The sequence below is a fragment of the Frankia sp. AgPm24 genome, from assembly GCF_023243055.1.
GTDB lineage: Bacteria > Actinomycetota > Actinomycetes > Frankiales > Frankiaceae > Frankia > Frankia umida.
The window spans coordinates 1-16929 of record NZ_JALKFW010000199.1 but is presented as its reverse complement, the minus strand read 5'-3'; the positions used below and the strand labels follow the sequence as shown (position 1 = coordinate 16929).

Below are 16929 nucleotides of genomic sequence, written 5' to 3'. Positions count from 1 at the left end.
CCCACAGGCCGGGTGCTCAGACCTGGGCGCCTTCGGCGACCGCGAGGGGTTCGCCGTCGGACGGGCCCGCCGGCACGGGCACCGGGACGACCGGGCCACGGCGACGCGGCAGTAGCAGGGCGAGCGGCAGGCCGACCACGAACACGCAGGCCGCGATCAGCAGACCGAGCGAGTAGCCGGAGGTCAGGGCGTCGGGCAGGGCGACGCCCTGACTCACGCGGGAACTGGTGCGGTTCTCGGCGAGTGTGGTGACCACCGCGAGGCCGACGGCCGCGCCGATCTGACGGCCGGTGTTGATGAGCCCGGAGGCGAGCCCCGCCATGTGCATCGGGACCCCGGAGGTGGCGGCGGTGACCATCGCGACCATCACCGTGCCGACACCGAGGGCCATCAGCGCGATGGGCCCGAACACATCCACCCAGTAGGAGCTGCCCGCGGAGATACCCGTCATCCAGAACTGACCGGCAGCGCCGATCACGACGCCGACGACAACGAGCGGACGTGGCCCCGTCCGGCCGATCAGCCGGGTCACGACCTGCGACGCGACAATGATCGAGACCGGCATCGGCAGCATCGCGATTCCGGCGCGCAGCGGACTGAAGCCCTGCACCCGCTGCAGGTAGAGCGTGAGGAAGAACAGCACGGCGAACATGCCGGCCCCCAGCACGGCCGCGATCATGTTCGCCACCGCGATGCCCGGGAACCGGAAGATGCCCAGCGGCACCAGCGGGTTCGCGCTGGTCGCCTCGATGGCCACGAACCCGCCGAGCAGCACGAGCCCGCCGACGAGCATGCCCAGGGTGAGCGGGGACGTCCACGACGTGCTCTCGGTTCGCACGATCGCGTAGACCACCAGGACCAGACCGCCGGTCACCGCCACGGTGCCGGGCATGTCGAGGTCACGCAGCCGGCTGATCTGGCCACGCGACTCGACCAGCACCACCCGCGCGGCGCCGATCAGCACGACACCGATCGGCACGTTGACGAACAGCACCCAGCGCCAGTCGGCGACGTCGGTGAGCACACCGCCGAGCACCGTGCCGAACGCGCCACCGCTGGCCGCCGTGGCACCCCAGGCCCCGAGGGCCCGTGTGCGCTCCCGCCCCTCGGCGAACGAGGTCATCAGAAGGCTGAGTGTCGCCGGTGCCAGCACCGCACCGCCGAGACCCTGGGCCGCCCGCGCGATGATGAGCTGGACCTCGCTCTGGGCGAAGCCGCCACCAAGGCTGGCGAGTGTGAACACGGCCAGGCCGAAGATGAACACCCGCCGCCGGCCGAACAGGTCGGCGGCCCGGCCGCCGAACAGCAGCAGCCCGGCGAAGGCCAGGGTGTAGGCATTGATCACCCACTGCAGCCCGCCCGCCGACATTCCAAGATCGTCCTGCATCGATGGCAGGGCGATGTTCACGATCGAGATGTCGAGCACGACCATGAACTGGGCCAGACAACAGACCGCCAGGATGGCCCACGAGGCCCGTGGCGCTGCGACCGCCCCCGTTGGAGCGGTCTCCGAATGTGCATCCATCAACGTCCCTCCCTCCCGTCCGCTGTTCTCTTGTTCTCTCCGCCGCTCTCGTGCGCCCCAGCCCGACTCAGCCGCAGGCCCGTTCGGCCGCGGTTGCGCTCGGCCGCGGTTCAGGTCAGCCACGGCTCCGGTCAGCCGCGGTTCTCCTCGGCCGTGCATCCGCTCAGCCACGCGGCCGGGTGGACACAGGGGTGGATCACGCCCACCCGCAGTCGTACAGCGTACGAGCGACGTGGTCCCACTCTACGCCGTACGATGTACGAACGGCAAAACGCTTGCCTGACTCTGGGTTGCGCTCGAAGGTCGTGATCGGTTGTGGTCGGAGGTGACCAGGCAATGTCCCGTGCGGGCACGGCGGCGAAGGTGGCCGCCCCACCTGCGGTTGTCCGGCCCGTCGTCGCGCGGCCACCGGTGGCGCAGGCGGGCACGCAGGTCGAGCGGCGTGCCGCTGGCGGCACCTGCCGCTCGAAGCTGAACCCCCCGCGACTGGCCCGGGCGGCGATCGAGATCGCGGACGCGGAGGGCCTGGCCGCCGTGTCGATGCGCCGGCTCGCCACCCACCTCGGCGTCGGGACGATGACGCTGTACTACCACGTCCGGGACAAGGACGAGCTGCTCGACGTCATGTGGGACGAGTTCATGGGCGAGAGCCTGCTCGCCGAGGTCCCGGCCGACTGGCGCGGCGGCCTCACCGCGATCGCGCGCCGCATGCGGGAGTCCTACCAGCGCCATCCCTGGACGCTGCAAGTGATCATCCGGTCGTCCCGCGGGCCCAACAAGCTGCGCTTCATCGAACAGTATCTGGGCGTCGTCTCACGACTCACCGATGATCCGCTGGAGCAGCAGCGCATCCTGCACTCGGTGAACGACCTTGTCGTCGGCTGCACCCTGCGGGAGGCGAGCGTGCTGCGGACCACCACGGCGGGCTGGAGCGATCCCACGGTCGACGGCCAGCTGCTCGAGCCCGACTTCGGCACGCTCGACGACGGCGAGGAACTCCCCCGGCTACGCACCCTGTGGAGAAACGGATGCCTGGTGATGGTGCCGCGTTTCGAACAGGCGCTGGGTTGGCTCCTGGACGGCATCGAGGCGGCGCACCCGGACGTCCGGGAGGACGAGGGGAAGAACACCGGGAACGCCAGCGGCACGCGTGAACAATGAGCGGCAACACAGGAGAAGACTGAAGAAGCGGGCGTAGCACCCTTCACGGACACCACCTGAGTGGCTACCGTCAGAGAGGTCCGTCGCCGTCGGCGAGCCACGCGTCGCACCCGGGGCAGCCCACATGACCGTTCGTCTTCCGCGCCACGTGGCCCCACTCGCCACGGGCGAGCCGACCATGCTCGGGCCGTACCAGCTCCTTGGGCGGGTTGACGTGGGCATCACCGGCGTCATCCACCTGGCTCGGGCACCTGGCGGCGCGCAGGTGGCCGTCCGCTCGCTGCATCCCGGGGACGCGCCGCGCGACGACATGCGGGCCCGTTTCGCCGCCGCGGTCGATCGAGCCCGTGTGATCGCCGGCCCGCACACCTGCGGTGTTCTCGATGCCGCGCCCGGCGCGGAGCGGCCCTACCTCGTGGCCGAGTACGTCGGCGGGCCCACCCTCGCCCGTGAACTGGCCGAGCGCGGCCCGCTGTCTCCCGAGGAGATCGATCGCCTCGCCCGCAGCCTGCTGACGACGATCGAGGCCGCGCACCGCAGTGTCGGCCCGCTCGGCGATCTGACGGCCGCCGACATCGTGCTCTCGGTCGTCGGCCCCCGCCTGGTCGACCTGGGGGTCGCCGCGGCCCTGCGGCCGTTGCTGGTGACGGCCGCGGCCAGGGCGGGCGTGCCGGCCGCCGACAGCACATACGTGCCGGGATACGGCTACGGGCCTGCCGCGGGCGGTTGGGACGGTCCCGCGGCCGACGTCGTCGCCTGGGCCGGCATCGTCGACCTGGCCGCCACCGGGCGTCCATCCAACGTGGTGGGGCCGGCCGGCGGGCGTGGCGGTTGGCACCGCGAGCAGGCCGGGGCGGACGCGAGCGAGCTGACCAGTCCGGGGGTGCGTCGCGCGCTGGCCCGGGTCCGGCTCGCCGACGGCGGCTCCCTGCCCGACACCGCCGAACTACTCGCCCTGCTCGCCGGCGCCCGCCCCGCGCGTCCCGCGGGACGCCGCCGCGGTCCACGGCCCGCCGCCGCTGGGCCGACATCCGCGCCGGATCTCGCCACCGCAGGTCTCACGCTGCCCCCGTTGGCCGGGCTGCCACCCACCCCTGCCCTGCCCGGCGCACCGGTGCCGGAGGCCGGTCAGCCCGGCCAGCCCGGTCAGCCGCGTCGCTCCCGGATTCGGCCGCTGGCCGCGTTGGCCGTCACAGCGGTGGCAGCGGTGGCGGCCGCGGCAACCGCCGCCGGCCTGGGCGCCACCGGAGACGAGGTCACCTCCGGCGCCCAGGCACCCCAGCACGACACGCACCCCGCGGATCTGCCGGCCGCCTCCCGCGCTGCCGACCGGTCCGCGGCGGGCCTGACTCCCGGCTCGCAACCGCACCCCGGCACCAGCCCGGACGCCGGCCCCGGAACCCAGGTCGAGGCCCCCGCGGCGAACGCACCGACCGGCCCGGCGACGCCCCGCCCGCCGATCCCGCCGGCCACCACCGCACTGGACCCGGCCGGTGCCGCCATCGGGGCCGTACCCGGCGCCCAGAAGCCGCTGACCGCGGCTCCGTCCGTCCAACAGCCGCTGAAGCTCTCCGCGGCGCAGCGGGCACTCGACGCCCTCCATCTGACGGGCGACGTCACGCCGCCGGCCGCCGCCAGCGCGCCGAGCGGCGACGCGGACACCGCCGACGGGCCCGGCATCGACCTTGACACCTCGTCGCTGGCCGGCCTGCTGATCACCCCCCTGACACCGCTGTCGCCAGCCGAACAGTCCGGCCAGGAGCCACCGGCGCCCCCCGCCCCCGCGCGGGCGGTCGCCGACCCCGCCGCGCCGCCGACCACGGCCCAGACCAGTCCGGTCACAACCACGCCCGCCCAGCCGGCCGCAGCCCCGGCTCAGCCAGCCGCCGTGGGTCAGCCAGCCGCAGCCCCGGCTCAACCGGCTGCTGCCCCGGTTCAACCGGGGGGCGCCGACCCGGTCCAGCCAGTGGTGCCGCTCCAGCCCGCCAGCCCGGCCGGGGCGGCCGCCGTCGCGCCCACGCAACCGGTGGCCGGTTCCCGGCCGATGGGACGCATCCCGGCGGTGCCGCGCTCGGCCGCGAAACCCGGCGTCCGGCCGAACCCGATCACAGCCACCACCTCGACGGACACCCTCGCGGCCACCAGCACCCCGGCGACCGCCGACACTCCGGCGACTACCGACACTCCGGCGACTACCGACACGCTGCCGACCACGGGGTCCATACCGATCACCAGGCTCGTCCCGACCACCGAGAGCGCGGCGGCTACCGAGAGCGCGGCAACCACCGGCGGTGCGGCGAGCGCCGGTGACGCCAGCACCCCCGCGCTGGCCGGCACCCTGCCGACCACCGGACCCGTGCCGATCACCGAGCTCACCCCGACCACCACCGCCACCACCACTGCTCCCGGCACCACGGCTGCCCCCGGCACCACGGCTGACCCCGCGGCGACGTCCAGCTCGGCGGCGGGGACGCGGGTTGCGGAGAGCACGTCGTCAGAGACGTCCACGGGGCTGGACCCGACTCAGGTCCTCATCGTCCCGTTGACCCCTCGCTGAGATCTGGGTTCGGGGCTGCTCAGACCGGTTGGCGGACCGCGCCGGCCGGCCAGACGACCTGTACCGGGCGGCCCAGCCGCTGGGCGTAGGCGACCACGTCCGCCGTCCCGCCGTAGCCGCGGGCTGGCTGTCCGTCCCAGATGGCGATGAGGTGGTCGGAGACGTCGACCAGCAGCCGGCTCGCGTCCATCAGGCTGGGCAGGTCGGGCACCGGACGGTCCTGTCGGCGGACCTCGGCGGAGCTGCGCAGCAGGCGGTCGTAGTCGCGCAGGTGGGTGGCTGGCTGAAGATCCCGATAGCCGTGGGCGGGGATCACGGAGATGAGCTGGCCGCCGAGATCGAGCACGACGTCGGCGAAGACGGTGTCGGCACCGTCGGCCAGACAGCTGATGCCCGCGAAACCTCGCGTCGCCCGCGCGAGCGGCTCGAGCAGCCGCCGCAGCTCCGCGTCGACATAGCGGCTCTGCACATCGGTCAACCCCCGATGACCGGTCACGCCGACGACGGACCGGGCCAACGAGAGCCCCTGGGAGCACCCGGACATCCGGCGAATCTAGCTTGTCAGCCTGCCCCTTCGCGCCTGCTTACCAGCGCAGAGGTGGGCCTCACGTGTCCCAGCGCCGTCCGAACCATGTCCCGCGGAACGCCGGACGCACGTCCCGCGGGACACCGGTGATCAGCGGATGGCGGGGGCGCCCTGCCAGGCGGGACGGCCGTGTGCGAGCCAGTCGGGGATCAGCGTGCGCAGGGCCTCCGGCTGTAGTTGCAGCTCGCCGAGGGTGTTCAGTGGGGTCGAGATGACATCCAGATGGTCGAGCCGGCTGCCGAACTCGGCGCCCCACGAGCGGTCGACGGAGAAGATGACGTCGAGTTCACCGACGGCGGTGCCCCGCTCGACGCGTGTTCCGGCCACGCAGCCGACGAACGACACGTGGTTGGCCTCGATGTCGGCCTGCTCGTCGAGTTGACGACGCAGGGAGACCTGGACTGTCTCGCCGGCCTCGACCGGGCCGCCCGGCAGGTGGAAGGTCTTCTGGCCGCGCACGTTGGTGAGCATGATCCGGTCACCCTCGACCAGCAGCGCGCGGACGTTGATCCGGGTCGGTGTGCCCGAGGGGCCACCCCGGTCGGGCGGCGCGCCCAGGGTGGTCGGTGCGACGGCGAACGGACGATCGGGATCGGTCACGGCAGCTCCAGGGCCAGAGATCGACACACGGTCAGTAGAATGTAACGCAAACGTTTCGTCGCAGGGCAGATCCACCGCCATAAGAACTCCGCAGAAGCGGTTGATACACGACTGAAATCACCGCAAGATCGGGTAAGCCAAGCGAAATTAGCCGAACCTGCGGGGTTACTATCGCAGGTATGCCAAGATTTCGGATCAGCGAGGCAGCAGCCCTGCTCGGTGTCAGCGACGACACCGTCCGCCGCTGGGCGGACAGCGGCCGCCTGCCCACCGTCCTGGACGACGCGGGTCGCCGGGCGGTGGAGGGCGCCAACCTGGCCGAGTTCGCCAAGGACATGGCTGGTGAACAGGCTAGCGCGTCCATCCCCGTCGTGGCGGAGTCGGCCCGCAACCGCTTCCCGGGGATCATCACCCGGGTGACCCGCGACACGGTCATGGCCCAGGTCGAGATCCAGGCCGGGCCGCATCGGCTGGTGTCCCTGATGAGCCGTGAGGCCGCCGACGAGCTCGGTCTCGAGCCCGGTGTTCTCGCGGTCGGGGCGGTGAAGTCCACCAACGTCGTCATCGAGATGCCCGACCGCCGCTGACCACCTCGCCTCGGACTCGGGAAAGGCACCTCGCCGGCGATGACGACTGACGCTTCCCTGTCGTGGTCCGGCCCGCCGGCGCAGACCGGCGAGCCTGCGGGCTCCGACGGGCCGCATCCGGCCCGCCGGTCCGGTCAGCGGCGGGAGACCCGCAAACGGGTGCCGTGGGTGCTGTGGGTGCCGGGTTCGATCGCGGTGCTGTTCCTGCTGCTGCCGCTGGTCGGCCTGCTGATCCGCGCGCCGTGGACGGGGCTGGCGCATCTGCTGAGCGAGAGGAGCGTCCGCCAGGCGCTGTTGCTGTCGTTGCGCACGTCCACCGAGTCGACGGTGTTGTCGCTGGTGTTCGGCGTTCCGCTGGCCTGGCTGCTGGCCCGCACCCGGTTTCCGGGCCGTACCCTGCTGCGGGCGCTGGTCACGCTGCCGCTGGTGCTGCCGCCGGTGGTCGGCGGTGTCTCGCTGCTGCTGGTGCTGGGGCGGCGCGGGCTGGTCGGCGAGTCGCTGGAGAGCTGGTTCGGTTTCACCCTGCCGTTCTCCACCAACGGTGTCGTGGTCGCGCAGACGTTCGTGGCGATGCCGTTCCTCATCGTCTCGGTCGAAGGCGCGCTCAACAGCTCCGACCGCCGCTTCGAGGATGCCGCCGCCACCCTCGGCGCCGGTTACTGGACGACGTTCCGCCGGGTGACCGTCCCCCTGGTGGCGCCCGCGGTCGCCGCCGGCACCGCCCTGTGCTGGGCCCGCGCCCTCGGCGAGTTCGGGGCGACGATCACCTTCGCCGGCAACTTCCCCGGCACCACCCAGACGATGCCGCTGGCCGTCTACCTGGCGCTCGAGACCGACCCGGACGCGGCGATCGCCCTTTCCCTCGTGCTGTTGGCGGTCTGCGTCACGGTCCTGGTGGCACTACGCGCACGGTGGCTGCCCGGCACCCGGTTGATCACGCGTCTGCGGGCCGGCCGCACCGACCCACCCGCCACCGCCACCGCCACCGCCGACACATCCATGATCACGGCTGCCGAGGGCGGCGGTGACACCCACTCGGACGGTTCAGGGGGACCACGATGAGCGCAGCCCGTCCGGAGGCGAACGCGCCCACCGACCCGACGAGACCCCCCGCCCCCGGTGAGGCCACCGGCGCCGCTGAGGCCACCGGCGCTGCCCCCGCCGCCGCGGCCGCTGGTGGGGCGGACGATACGGGTGGCGTCGGCGAGGGCGATGGTCTGGACGCGCGGATCGTCGTGCGCCGCGGGACGTTCCTCCTGGACGTCGAGGTGCGCGTCGCGCAGGGTGAGGTGGTGGCCGTTCTGGGACGCAGCGGCGCGGGCAAGAGCACGTTGCTGCGGGCGCTCGCCGGTCTGCTCCCTCTGGACGCCGGACGCATCACGCTCGCCGGTCAGGTGCTCGACGACCCACGGGAACGCCGCTTCGTGCCGTGCGAGGACCGTCCGGTCGGTGTCGTGTTCCAGGACTACCTTCTGTTTCCGCACCTGCGGGCCCGCGACAACGTCGCGTTCGGACTGCGTTCCCGCCTGCGTCAGGGACGGCGAGGGTCCAGGACGGAGGCCGAGTCGTGGCTGACCCGTTTCGGCGTGGGCGACCTGGCCGACCGTCGACCCGCCGCGCTCTCCGGCGGGCAGGCCCAACGGGTGGCACTCGCCCGGGCGCTCGTCACCCGGCCACGGCTGCTGCTGCTCGACGAGCCGCTGTCGGCGCTGGACACCTCGACGCGCACCGAGGTCCGAACGTTCCTACGCGGCGTCCTGCCGACGCTGTCCGCGCCGGTCCTGATCGTCACGCACGATCCCATGGACGCCGAGGTCCTCGCCGACCGCACGATCGCCCTGGCCGGCGGCCACCAGATCGCCCCGGCCGTCTGATCATCCGTCGGCGCCGGCCGCCACCCGAGGCCGTCGCGCTGCTGGCTCTGGCCGGTGGCGGACCTCGGCGTCCGGGCCCGGGAACACGAAGCTGACGGCTCCGGTGTCGCTCCAGCGCACGGCGAACGGCGGGTCACCGCTGTCCGAGCGGGCCGCGCAGACCTGCCCCGACCGATCCGCCGTCCGCGGCACATGACTGTGGATGATCAGCGTGTCGCCCGGGCGCGCCCGCAGCATCCCGGTCCGCCGCGGAAACACCGGTGACCCGGAGACCCGGACCATCGACGCCGTCTCCCCGGACCCCCCGTTCGGGCCAGCGACCATGGCCGTTCGACGGGCGGCGTGGCCGCCCACTGCCAGACCCGGTCCGGTCCGTCCCGGGGGACGGCTGGTCACGACGGGGGATGCTGGTTCGCGGTGCGGTGCGAACGTCTCGTCGTGCACCGCGTGGACCAGGTCGGCCATCTGCCGCTCGCTGCGGATCAGCAGGTCGTCCACGGTGACGATGCCGACGACGCGCCGCCCGTCGAGGACCGGCAGCCGCCGCAGGGCATGGTCGTGGAAGATCTCGTAGGCACGTTCGACGCCCATCCCGGCCGGGATCGTGATCACATCGGTGGTCATCAACGCGTCGATGCGGCCGTCGGCCCCGACCCCCCGGGCCACCCCCCGGATCACGACGTCGCGGTCCGTGACGATGCCGACGAGCCGATCGTTGTCGACCACCAGCAGGGCGCCGACCCCCGTCCGGGCCATCTCCCGCGCGGCCTGGCCGATCGTGGTGGTCCGCGGCACGGTCACCGGCGGCCTGCTGATCATCGAGCCGACGTAGACCATCTGTCTCCCCCTCCGATCGGGCTCTGCACACCGCGCGAACCGGCCACGCGGCCATGCCCACGTCCTTCCCCCGATTTCAACACGTAGTCGCACGACAACACACGGCACGCATCTCGATGGATGCTCGTCCCGTGGTCGATCACCGATCCGCGCCCGCCTCGGCCTCGCCATCGGGGGCGTCGGGGAAGGCGTCGAGGAACCAGTCGCGGGCGAGTCGTGCGGCCTGGGCGAGCGTGCCCGGCTCGCTGAACAGGTGCGTCGCGGTGGGGACGAGGTCGAGTCGGTGGACGCAGCCGGTGAGGCGCTGGCGCGCCCAACGGTTCGACTCGAGCACCCGCGTGTCCTGTTCGCCGACGATCAGCAGGGTCGGCGCGCGCACGGCGGACAGCCGTGTCCAGGCGAGGTCCGGCCGGCCGCCGCGGGAGACGATGGCACGCACGCGACTGGCGGGTTCGGCGGCGGCGGCCAGGGCGACCGCGGCTCCGGTGCTCGCGCCGAACAGGCCCAGCGGGAGCCCGGACGTCTCCGGTCGCGCGGCCAGCCACGCCTCGACCGCGGTCAGCCGACCGGCGAGCAGCGCCAGATCGAAGTCCTGGTCCTGCGGGGTCGACGGGAGAACCGGCGACGCGGGGACGGCCAGGTCGAGCAGGAGGGTCGCCAGGCCCGCGGCGGTGAGGACCTCGGCGACATACCGCCCACGTGGGCTGTCACGCCCAGAGCCGCTGCCGGGCACGAGCACCACCACCGCGCGCGGCGACGGTGGCAGCGCCAGCCGGCCCGACAGCCGGACGTCCGCGAGCGTGATCTCCACATCCGTCGCCCACCCGGACGGGCCCGTCGTGGACGCCTGCCGGAGCAGGGCGACGACCTCCTCGTCGGAGGTCTGGGTGAAGTCGGCGTAGAACTGTCCGACCCCGACGAACTCCTGGGGAGCGTGCACCCAGATCACCTCGTCGGCGTCCGCCCGCAGCTGGTCGACGCGGTCGTGGGCGATCACCGGGGTGGCCAGGACGATCCGCTGCGCCCCGGCCGCCCGCAGCGCCCGGCAGGCGGCGCGGGCGGTGGCGCCGGTGGCGATCCCGTCGTCGACGACGAGGGCCATCCGCCCGGACAGCCCGATCCGGGGACGTCCCTGTCGGAAGAGCTGGCCGCGGCGTTCCAGCTCCGCCAGCTCCTCGGCCTCCACCTGGGCGAACTGCGCCTGGTCCACCTGGGCCAGCCAGACCGTCTCGTCGTTGACCACCCGGATACCGCCCTCGGCGATCGCGCCCATCGCCAGTTCGGGTTGCCGCGGCACCCCGATCTTGCGCACGAGCAGGACGTCCAGCGGTGCGCCGAGTGCCCGTGCCACCTCGAACCCGACCGGCACGCCGCCCCTGGGCAGCGCCACCACGACGATGTCGTGCCCCCGCAGGTGCCGCAGCCGGGCCGCGAGCTGGCGTCCGGCGTCCCGACGATCCGCGAAACTCCCGTTGTCGACGCTCATGGTCACCGCACCCTCCTCCGCCTCCACCCGCCGAATCGTCACCCCCCGTTATCTGCCTTCCCTCTTGTGACTATCGCCGATCCCACAGGGCGGCTGCTTGTCTCGCCCGTTCGGGCCATCCGGTTGCCGGCGACGTCCGGATCGCGTCGACCGGGCCAGGCCGTTAGCGCAAATCCGTCCTACTTGTCTGGTTTGCCGTGGCCAGTCCGGCATATGACCGCCGACCAGCACCCCAGTCGTCACGTGACCTCGCGCATACCCGTCGCCGTGCATAATCAGAAGGGTGACGCTCCGCTTCCAGCACGGCCCCGCCTCCCACTGGGCGTGGCGCACTGTCTGTAGCGCTGGAGCTTGTTCCTGTTGTCCGGGCTGTCCAGCTTGTCCCGGCCCTCGCGCCTTCTGAGGCTCGTCCCCGCCATGACGAGCCCGGCGGCCCGCTAGCTGACAGCGCGGGCCGCCGCGGCGCGAGGGATTCAGCTGGTCCACCGCCACCTCTCGGCTACGCCACCACGCGTGACGCGCCGACGTCGATCTTCGATGTTGGCACCACCACCCGGGTGGCCTGGTCACAGGTCCGCGCGCCGCTGTCGGAGCAGATGCCGCCGTTGGAGCAGGCACTGCTCCTGGAGGCGGCACTGCCCCTGGAGCAGACGCGGCCCCTGGAGCAGACCCGGCCGTTGACCAGGACCGCCGCGACCGGTCCTGGCGTCGCCGTTGGCGTTGGCGTTACGCCCGACATCACCCAGCCCGACCAGGAAGGCAGCGTCAGCTGTGTCCGCCAAGGACGTGTCCTTCAAGGCGTGGACGAACCGGCTGCGAGCCGAGGGGTACCTCGTCTGCCCCGCGAGCTGCGCCGTGCCGGTCGACCTGCGCGGAGTCCGCCGCGACGGCCTCGGCCTGCACTTTCGCTGCCGCGGGACGTCCATCCGCCTGGCCGTGTACCGGCCCGGCCGGGCGGCGTGGCAGCTGGCCATCCGGGATGAGACGTGGTGCCCCGAAGAGGCCCTGCAACTGTGGCGGCACCGTCCCCTTGACGGCCCGCCTCCGTCCGACGACGCCGTGATCGCCTTCCCCGGCGAAGCCGGCCCCGACCGGGAGATCGTCCTCGACGGCGCCCGGCGGTGGGGCTGGAGCGGCCACGAAGCCGGCCTGCTCCCCCCGGACGATGCCGCCGACCTGTTCGACCATCTGATCGCCGAACTGCCAAGCGTCCCGGGGACCCAGCCGCTGCCGCTGCAACCGACCCCGTTGCCGACAGCGAGGGGTGCTCGTCATCTAAGCCCCGCCGTCCTGTAAGCTTCAGTTGCTTCCAGGGGGTGTAGCTCAGCCTGGTAGAGCGCCTCCCTCGCACGGAGGAGGCCAGGGGTTCGAGTCCCCTCACCTCCACTCGTTGGCCCGCCGTGGTCGCCGCCCTCTGGGTGGCTTCCCGGCGGGCCGCAGTGTTTTTCGGGGGCGACGCGTCCCGAAGCCCCCGACCGGCGGGCCGCTGTGGGGCGTTGGGGCGATGGCCCCCGGTGGGCCGGGTACGGCTGGTTGGGCTACCGCCTGATCCGGATTGTCGGTGCGCCGTTGACGGGCGGCCGTGCCTGCGGGCGTGCCTCGCGTGGGCATGCGGCTCGGCGCGGGGTCCGAGGTTCTCGGCTTCGACGGCAAGATCGCCACGGATGCGACGCGGATGCCGAGATCGACTTCAGGACCGACGTGACCTACCTGGTCTCCGCGATGGCGTCCCAGTTTTCCTTGCTGGCCAGGGCCGTATCACCCCGATTCGACCTGCCGAATCCAGCGCATCAACGGCTTCGGGAGAGTTCACCGAGACACCGGAGCGAACGAAAAGAAAACCAGATGCATAACGCATCCGGTTCCGCCCAGACCATGAGGGAGTGGACGGAACCGTGCTCAAAGCACGTTACTACGACTGCTTGCGACTCGCTGTCTGGCCACCGGTGGCCTTCGGGCTGCGCCTGACGTCGGACTGCTTGAAAAAGCAGCTCGTGATCTCGCTATTCCCTCACGTACCCACCGGATCCCGATGCGGCGGTCACCCGCCTCACCGCCGGTCAGACCTTGGGCGCAAGCTGGTCCTCGTCGTAGGTCCACTCGGTTTCGGTCGTGCCGTCAGCCCGCTGGAGAAGCAGCTGGCTGGGCTGGTTTTTGATCGCCAGCTTCTGGGCGATGCTGACACCCTCGTCCTTGACGCGATGGGTGGAGATGAACGATTCCTCATGCCTGATCTGCCACCAGCCGCCCTTGGGGACGACCCGATACACCTTGTGGTTGGCCATGGGTGACTCCTTGGTCTAAGTGCTGGGTCACATCCACGCGATCGTTCGTTCGCGGATGCGCAAGTGACGCTCTAGAGTCAAATTGGCCGCAGCATGGCAGATTCGCCTTCTGTAAGCGTACGCTACATGTTGAATTTGGCCGGATAAAGGTGCCATTCCGGGCAGGGAAAACGTCCTGACGTGGACAGCCTCGCGGCCCTCGTCGACGGGGCTGCCTCCAGCAGCGACGCCTTCCTCACCAGAATGCTGACCGGTGGGCGACTGGTCGGGTTGCGCGATTCGCGGGCTGTTTCGACAGGGTGTTGGGATGGCTGGGTGGGTTGATGGGGTGGATGTGGGATGCTGGGCGCGTCTGGTCGGGTGCGAGCGGTGATGCCGCAGGTGTGGTCGGGGGGCCGTTATGGACGAAGCTGGGGAGCTCGGGGGCTGGTCGTCCGAGGTGGGTGTGGCGCTGGTACCCGCGGCGTCTGTGCCCGTGGCGCCGGGGCGGCCGGTGCCGGGTGGGTCTCCGTTCGAGGACGCGTCGGGGTCGCATCGCCGGCGGGGGCGGGTGGTGCAGCGGGGTGAGGACGCGGTGCGGGCCGCGGTGACGGCGGTGACGGCGCAGATCAGTCTGGTCGCGGCTGAGGTGTCCCGGCAGTTGGACGGGGCGGGTCTGGTCGAGCCGGCCCCAGGGCAGTTGGGCGTCGAGACGGTCGAGGTCACGTTCGGGGTCACGTTGACCGCGGGTGCCGGTAAGGCCATCGAGGCGGTGCTGTCGGTGGAGGGCGAGGCCGCGGTGGAGGTCACCGTCTCCCTGGCCCGCCGACCGGCCAATCCACCCGCCGGCCCGCCGCTCGCCGCGCCGTCCGGCCTACCGGTCGTCTGATCCGCGGCCGCTGACATGCTCGCGGGGGTTGGCCGGCTTCTGGTCGGCGAGACACCGGATCAGACCGCGTATGACGAGGAGTTCCGGACAGGTTTCGTCATCGCACACGGACATGTGCTGACGGCCGCGCACTGCGTGCGGGACCTGGCCGACGAGCCACTGTGGCTTCGCCTGCGGCCCGGCAGCGGTAGAAGCAGCGGCAGCGGCGGCCACCCGGGCGGCGGGCGGTATGTGTTCGTCCCCCTGCGGGTCGTCGACGTGGACGAGGCTTTGGATGGTGCTGTGCTCGCCCTGGACACGGCCCGGGTGGCTGCCAGCGCCCAGGATTCGCGGGCTCTGACCGAGTTGCTGGCGCGGGTAGCGGTGCCCCTCGGCGTGACGGCGGTCCGGTTCGGTTGGGATATCCGCACGGAGGGTTTCCCAGCCAGCGCCGGGAACCCTGACGGGACGGTCTTCAGCGGGACGGTCGACGACACGGATGGGCAGGTCAGCCAGGCTGGGATGCCCGCGCCGGCGTTGCAGCTGCTGCTGGGGGCGCTGGGGGCGGCGGCTCCGGAAAGCCCGAAGGGCCACAGCGGCGGGCCCGTCCTCCACGAGCCGTCTACGACCACCAGCACCGACGGCCCGGTGACCACCAGCCAGAACGGTGCGGTGGCCGTCGGGATGGTGCGTGCCTATCCGCCGGGGGACGAGACCAGGTGGACGGCACTCGGCGGCATCGTCTACGCGACCCGCGTCGACGATCTCGCCCGGCGTTTCCCGCCGGTCGCGGACGCGGTCGCCGACACCGCGCAGCGCCGGCTGGAAGCTGTGTCACCACGCCGCAGGACCGTGACAGATTCGGTCGCCGGGCTGCTGCGGGCGGATGCCGCGCTGACCGACTTTCGGGGCAGGACCAGCGAACGGCACAACCTGCATGCCTGGTGCGGTTCGTCGCAGGCACGGTCGGCCTGGCTGATGACCGGGCCCGCCGGGCAGGGCAAGACCCGCCTCGCCCGCCAGCTCGCCGACGAACTGAACGCCCAGGGCGGCTGGCTGACCGGGCTGTTCCGTGGCCCGGGCAGCCTCGACACCATGCGGGAGGTGGTCGATGCCGCCCGGGTGAGCGGCCGCCGCCTGCTGCTGATCGTCGACTACGCGGCCGAACATCTCGCCGCCGCGTTGAAGCCGCTGGTCGATGCGCTGGCTGACAGTGAGATCCCGTGGCGGCTGCTGTTGCTGGCCCGCGCGGCCGGCGACTGGTGGACCGACAGCGCACTCGGCCTGCTGCCCCGCCTGAAGGCCGTCGGCGTCCAGGTACCGCCGGAGCCGATCACCCTGGATCTGCTCGAACCGACCGAACAAGGCCGCCGCTCCACGTTCACCGCCGTCGCGGAAGCGCTGCGCGCACCAGTCGGGGAGTTCGCCGCGACGCACAGGCTGCCGTTCGTCCCCGACCCGGCACCGCCGTCCCTGCTGGAAAAGGGCGAGTTCGGATCAGCGTTGATGCTGCACATCGCCGCCGTCTGCGCGCTGCTACCCACCGCGATCCCCGGCCAGCACCCGCGGCCGAACGGGCCGAGCGGGCCGCCCGCCCAGCCGCAGGAGGCCGATCTGGTCGGCCGAATCCTGGATCTGGAGTGCCTCCACCACTGGCTCTACTCGGACGACGCGGCCAGCAAGCTCTACCCGGCGACCCGGCAAGCCTTCCACCAGCACGCCGATGGACCAGAAGGACGCCGTCTGGTCGAGCTGGCAGTAGCGACCGCGACCCTGTTCGGCGCGGCCAACCAGCACGAGGCCACCACCGTCCTGTCCACCGCCCTCGCCCTCGACGACCGGCCACGGACCAACGCGATCGCCCGCTGGCTGCACGACCTGTATCCCCCGGCGGACAGCACCGACGGCTGGCTGCCGCCCCTGCAACCCGACCTGCTCGGCGAGGAACTCGTCGCCCGCGTCCTGCACCAGGCCCTCGTCGACGACCGTCTGCCCGCCACCCGGACCCTGCCCTTCCAGGTCCTCACCGACGAACAAGCGGGCCCGCCGACGGCCGAGCAGGTGCAGCGGATGCTCACCGTCCTGACCCGCACCGCCACCCGCCACCCCACCATCGCCCGTCTCCTCGACGGCGGCCCCACCCCGACGAGCCCCCTGCTGGCCAAGATCCCCGCTGGCTACGACCTGGCCCCCGTCGAAGCCGCACTACCCACCTCGACCACGAACCTGCTGACCTTCGCCGTTCAACTCACCGCCCACAACCTCAGCCAGCACACCGAACGGATACGCACCACCGACGGGCAGATCACCTACCCGCAGGCAGCCGAACTCGCCCGCCTCCACAACAACCTCGCCGGCCGACTCTCCTCCGCCGGACGGCGGGCGGAGGCACTCGCCCCAGCCCAGGAAGCCGTCAACCTGTACCAGCGGCTGGCCGCCGACAGCCCCGACGCCTACCTCCCCGACCTCGCCATGTCGCTGAACAACCTGGCGATGTTCCTGTCGGGGGTGGGACGGCGGGCGGAGGCACTCGCCCCAGCCCAGGAAGCCGTCAACCTGTACCAGCGGCTGGCCGCCGACAGCC

The 16929-nt window shown here is 72.1% G+C and carries 15 protein-coding genes and 1 tRNA gene; 9 read left to right on the top strand and 7 right to left on the bottom strand.

Annotation, left to right across the window (positions count from 1 at the left end):
- Window positions 1-16: 16 nt before the first annotated feature.
- On the bottom strand, window positions 17-1525 hold the full coding sequence (locus MXD61_RS16710) for an MFS transporter (protein ID WP_248814297.1): 1509 nt from the start codon (window positions 1523-1525) through the stop codon (window positions 17-19).
- Between the two features lie 336 nt (window positions 1526-1861).
- Between MXD61_RS16710 and MXD61_RS16705 the strand changes: the two genes are divergently transcribed.
- Window positions 1862-2686, top strand: a complete 825-nt coding sequence (locus MXD61_RS16705; RefSeq protein ID WP_248814296.1) for a TetR/AcrR family transcriptional regulator — start codon at window positions 1862-1864, stop codon at window positions 2684-2686.
- 124 nt (window positions 2687-2810) lie between these two features.
- Window positions 2811-5243 carry a hypothetical protein gene (locus tag MXD61_RS16700; protein WP_248814294.1) on the top strand — a complete coding sequence of 811 codons (2433 nt, stop codon included), beginning with the start codon at window positions 2811-2813 and terminating at the stop codon, window positions 5241-5243.
- A 19-nt stretch (window positions 5244-5262) separates the two neighbouring features.
- Here MXD61_RS16700 and MXD61_RS16695 read toward each other — a convergent pair whose 3' ends face one another.
- Entirely contained in the window at window positions 5263-5787 is a 525-nt protein-coding gene (locus tag MXD61_RS16695; RefSeq protein ID WP_248814292.1) for a hypothetical protein, read from the bottom strand.
- A gap of 132 nt (window positions 5788-5919) precedes the next feature.
- Complete coding sequence (locus MXD61_RS16690) at window positions 5920-6429, bottom strand: NUDIX domain-containing protein (RefSeq protein WP_248814289.1); 510 nt, start codon at window positions 6427-6429, stop codon at window positions 5920-5922.
- A gap of 179 nt (window positions 6430-6608) precedes the next feature.
- On the opposite strand from MXD61_RS16690, the gene MXD61_RS16685 reads away from it, so the two are divergent.
- Genes MXD61_RS16685 through MXD61_RS16675 form a run of 3 tightly spaced genes read left to right on the top strand, consistent with a single transcriptional unit; the run spans window position 6609 to window position 8890 of the window.
- On the top strand, window positions 6609-7016 hold the full coding sequence (locus MXD61_RS16685; RefSeq protein ID WP_248814287.1) for a molybdopterin-binding protein: 408 nt from the start codon (window positions 6609-6611) through the stop codon (window positions 7014-7016).
- A gap of 39 nt (window positions 7017-7055) precedes the next feature.
- Window positions 7056-8078 carry an ABC transporter permease gene (locus MXD61_RS16680; protein WP_248814285.1) on the top strand — a complete coding sequence of 341 codons (1023 nt, stop codon included), beginning with the start codon at window positions 7056-7058 and terminating at the stop codon, window positions 8076-8078.
- Window positions 8075-8890: an ABC transporter ATP-binding protein gene (locus MXD61_RS16675; protein ID WP_248814284.1), complete on the top strand. Its 816-nt coding sequence runs from the start codon at window positions 8075-8077 to the stop codon at window positions 8888-8890. The genes MXD61_RS16680 and MXD61_RS16675 overlap by 4 nt, the downstream gene beginning before the upstream one ends.
- Here MXD61_RS16675 and MXD61_RS16670 read toward each other — a convergent pair whose 3' ends face one another.
- The 3 genes from MXD61_RS16670 to MXD61_RS16660 all read right to left on the bottom strand — a co-directional run bounded on the left by MXD61_RS16670 (window position 8891) and on the right by MXD61_RS16660 (window position 11995).
- Entirely contained in the window at window positions 8891-9727 is an 837-nt protein-coding gene (locus MXD61_RS16670; protein WP_248814283.1) for a CBS domain-containing protein, read from the bottom strand.
- A 139-nt stretch (window positions 9728-9866) separates the two neighbouring features.
- Window positions 9867-11240: a phosphoribosyltransferase family protein gene (locus MXD61_RS16665; protein ID WP_308222773.1), complete on the bottom strand. Its 1374-nt coding sequence runs from the start codon at window positions 11238-11240 to the stop codon at window positions 9867-9869.
- Between the two features lie 539 nt (window positions 11241-11779).
- Window positions 11780-11995, bottom strand: coding sequence for a hypothetical protein (locus MXD61_RS16660; RefSeq protein WP_248814282.1), 216 nt, complete (start codon window positions 11993-11995; stop codon window positions 11780-11782).
- On the opposite strand from MXD61_RS16660, the gene MXD61_RS16655 reads away from it, so the two are divergent.
- Together MXD61_RS16655 and MXD61_RS16650 are read left to right on the top strand one after the other, a co-directional pair.
- Complete coding sequence (locus MXD61_RS16655) at window positions 11985-12509, top strand: hypothetical protein (RefSeq protein ID WP_225438656.1); 525 nt, start codon at window positions 11985-11987, stop codon at window positions 12507-12509. The two genes, MXD61_RS16660 and MXD61_RS16655, sit on opposite strands and share 11 nt — an antisense overlap.
- 16 nt (window positions 12510-12525) lie before the next feature.
- A tRNA-Ala gene (locus MXD61_RS16650) sits at window positions 12526-12599 on the top strand.
- Between the two features lie 674 nt (window positions 12600-13273).
- Here the strand turns inward: MXD61_RS16650 and MXD61_RS16645 are convergent.
- Window positions 13274-13498: a DUF2188 domain-containing protein gene (locus MXD61_RS16645; RefSeq protein ID WP_248814281.1), complete on the bottom strand. Its 225-nt coding sequence runs from the start codon at window positions 13496-13498 to the stop codon at window positions 13274-13276.
- A 400-nt stretch (window positions 13499-13898) separates the two neighbouring features.
- On the opposite strand from MXD61_RS16645, the gene MXD61_RS28140 reads away from it, so the two are divergent.
- Together MXD61_RS28140 and MXD61_RS16635 are read left to right on the top strand one after the other, a co-directional pair.
- Window positions 13899-14366 (top strand): hypothetical protein, encoded by a 468-nt coding sequence (locus tag MXD61_RS28140; protein WP_285223297.1) that lies wholly within the window; start codon window positions 13899-13901, stop codon window positions 14364-14366.
- Between the two features lie 15 nt (window positions 14367-14381).
- On the top strand, window positions 14382-16929 hold a 2548-nt coding region (locus MXD61_RS16635; protein ID WP_248814280.1), incomplete at its 3' end, for a tetratricopeptide repeat protein.

What these genes read in the sequence shown, in the direction of transcription:
- MXD61_RS16710 (WP_248814297.1), bottom strand. Translation starts at nt 1,525, where the DNA reads ATGGATGCACATTCGGAGACCGCTCCAACGGGGGCGGTCGCAGCGCCA.
- MXD61_RS16705 (WP_248814296.1), top strand. Translation starts at nt 1,862, where the DNA reads ATGTCCCGTGCGGGCACGGCGGCGAAGGTGGCCGCCCCACCTGCGGTT.
- MXD61_RS16700 (WP_248814294.1), top strand. Translation starts at nt 2,811, where the DNA reads ATGACCGTTCGTCTTCCGCGCCACGTGGCCCCACTCGCCACGGGCGAG.
- MXD61_RS16695 (WP_248814292.1), bottom strand. Translation starts at nt 5,787, where the DNA reads ATGTCCGGGTGCTCCCAGGGGCTCTCGTTGGCCCGGTCCGTCGTCGGC.
- MXD61_RS16685 (WP_248814287.1), top strand. Translation starts at nt 6,609, where the DNA reads ATGCCAAGATTTCGGATCAGCGAGGCAGCAGCCCTGCTCGGTGTCAGC.
- MXD61_RS16680 (WP_248814285.1), top strand. Translation starts at nt 7,056, where the DNA reads ATGACGACTGACGCTTCCCTGTCGTGGTCCGGCCCGCCGGCGCAGACC.
- MXD61_RS16675 (WP_248814284.1), top strand. Translation starts at nt 8,075, where the DNA reads ATGAGCGCAGCCCGTCCGGAGGCGAACGCGCCCACCGACCCGACGAGA.
- MXD61_RS16670 (WP_248814283.1), bottom strand. Translation starts at nt 9,727, where the DNA reads ATGGTCTACGTCGGCTCGATGATCAGCAGGCCGCCGGTGACCGTGCCG.
- MXD61_RS16645 (WP_248814281.1), bottom strand. Translation starts at nt 13,498, where the DNA reads ATGGCCAACCACAAGGTGTATCGGGTCGTCCCCAAGGGCGGCTGGTGG.
- MXD61_RS28140 (WP_285223297.1), top strand. Translation starts at nt 13,899, where the DNA reads ATGGACGAAGCTGGGGAGCTCGGGGGCTGGTCGTCCGAGGTGGGTGTG.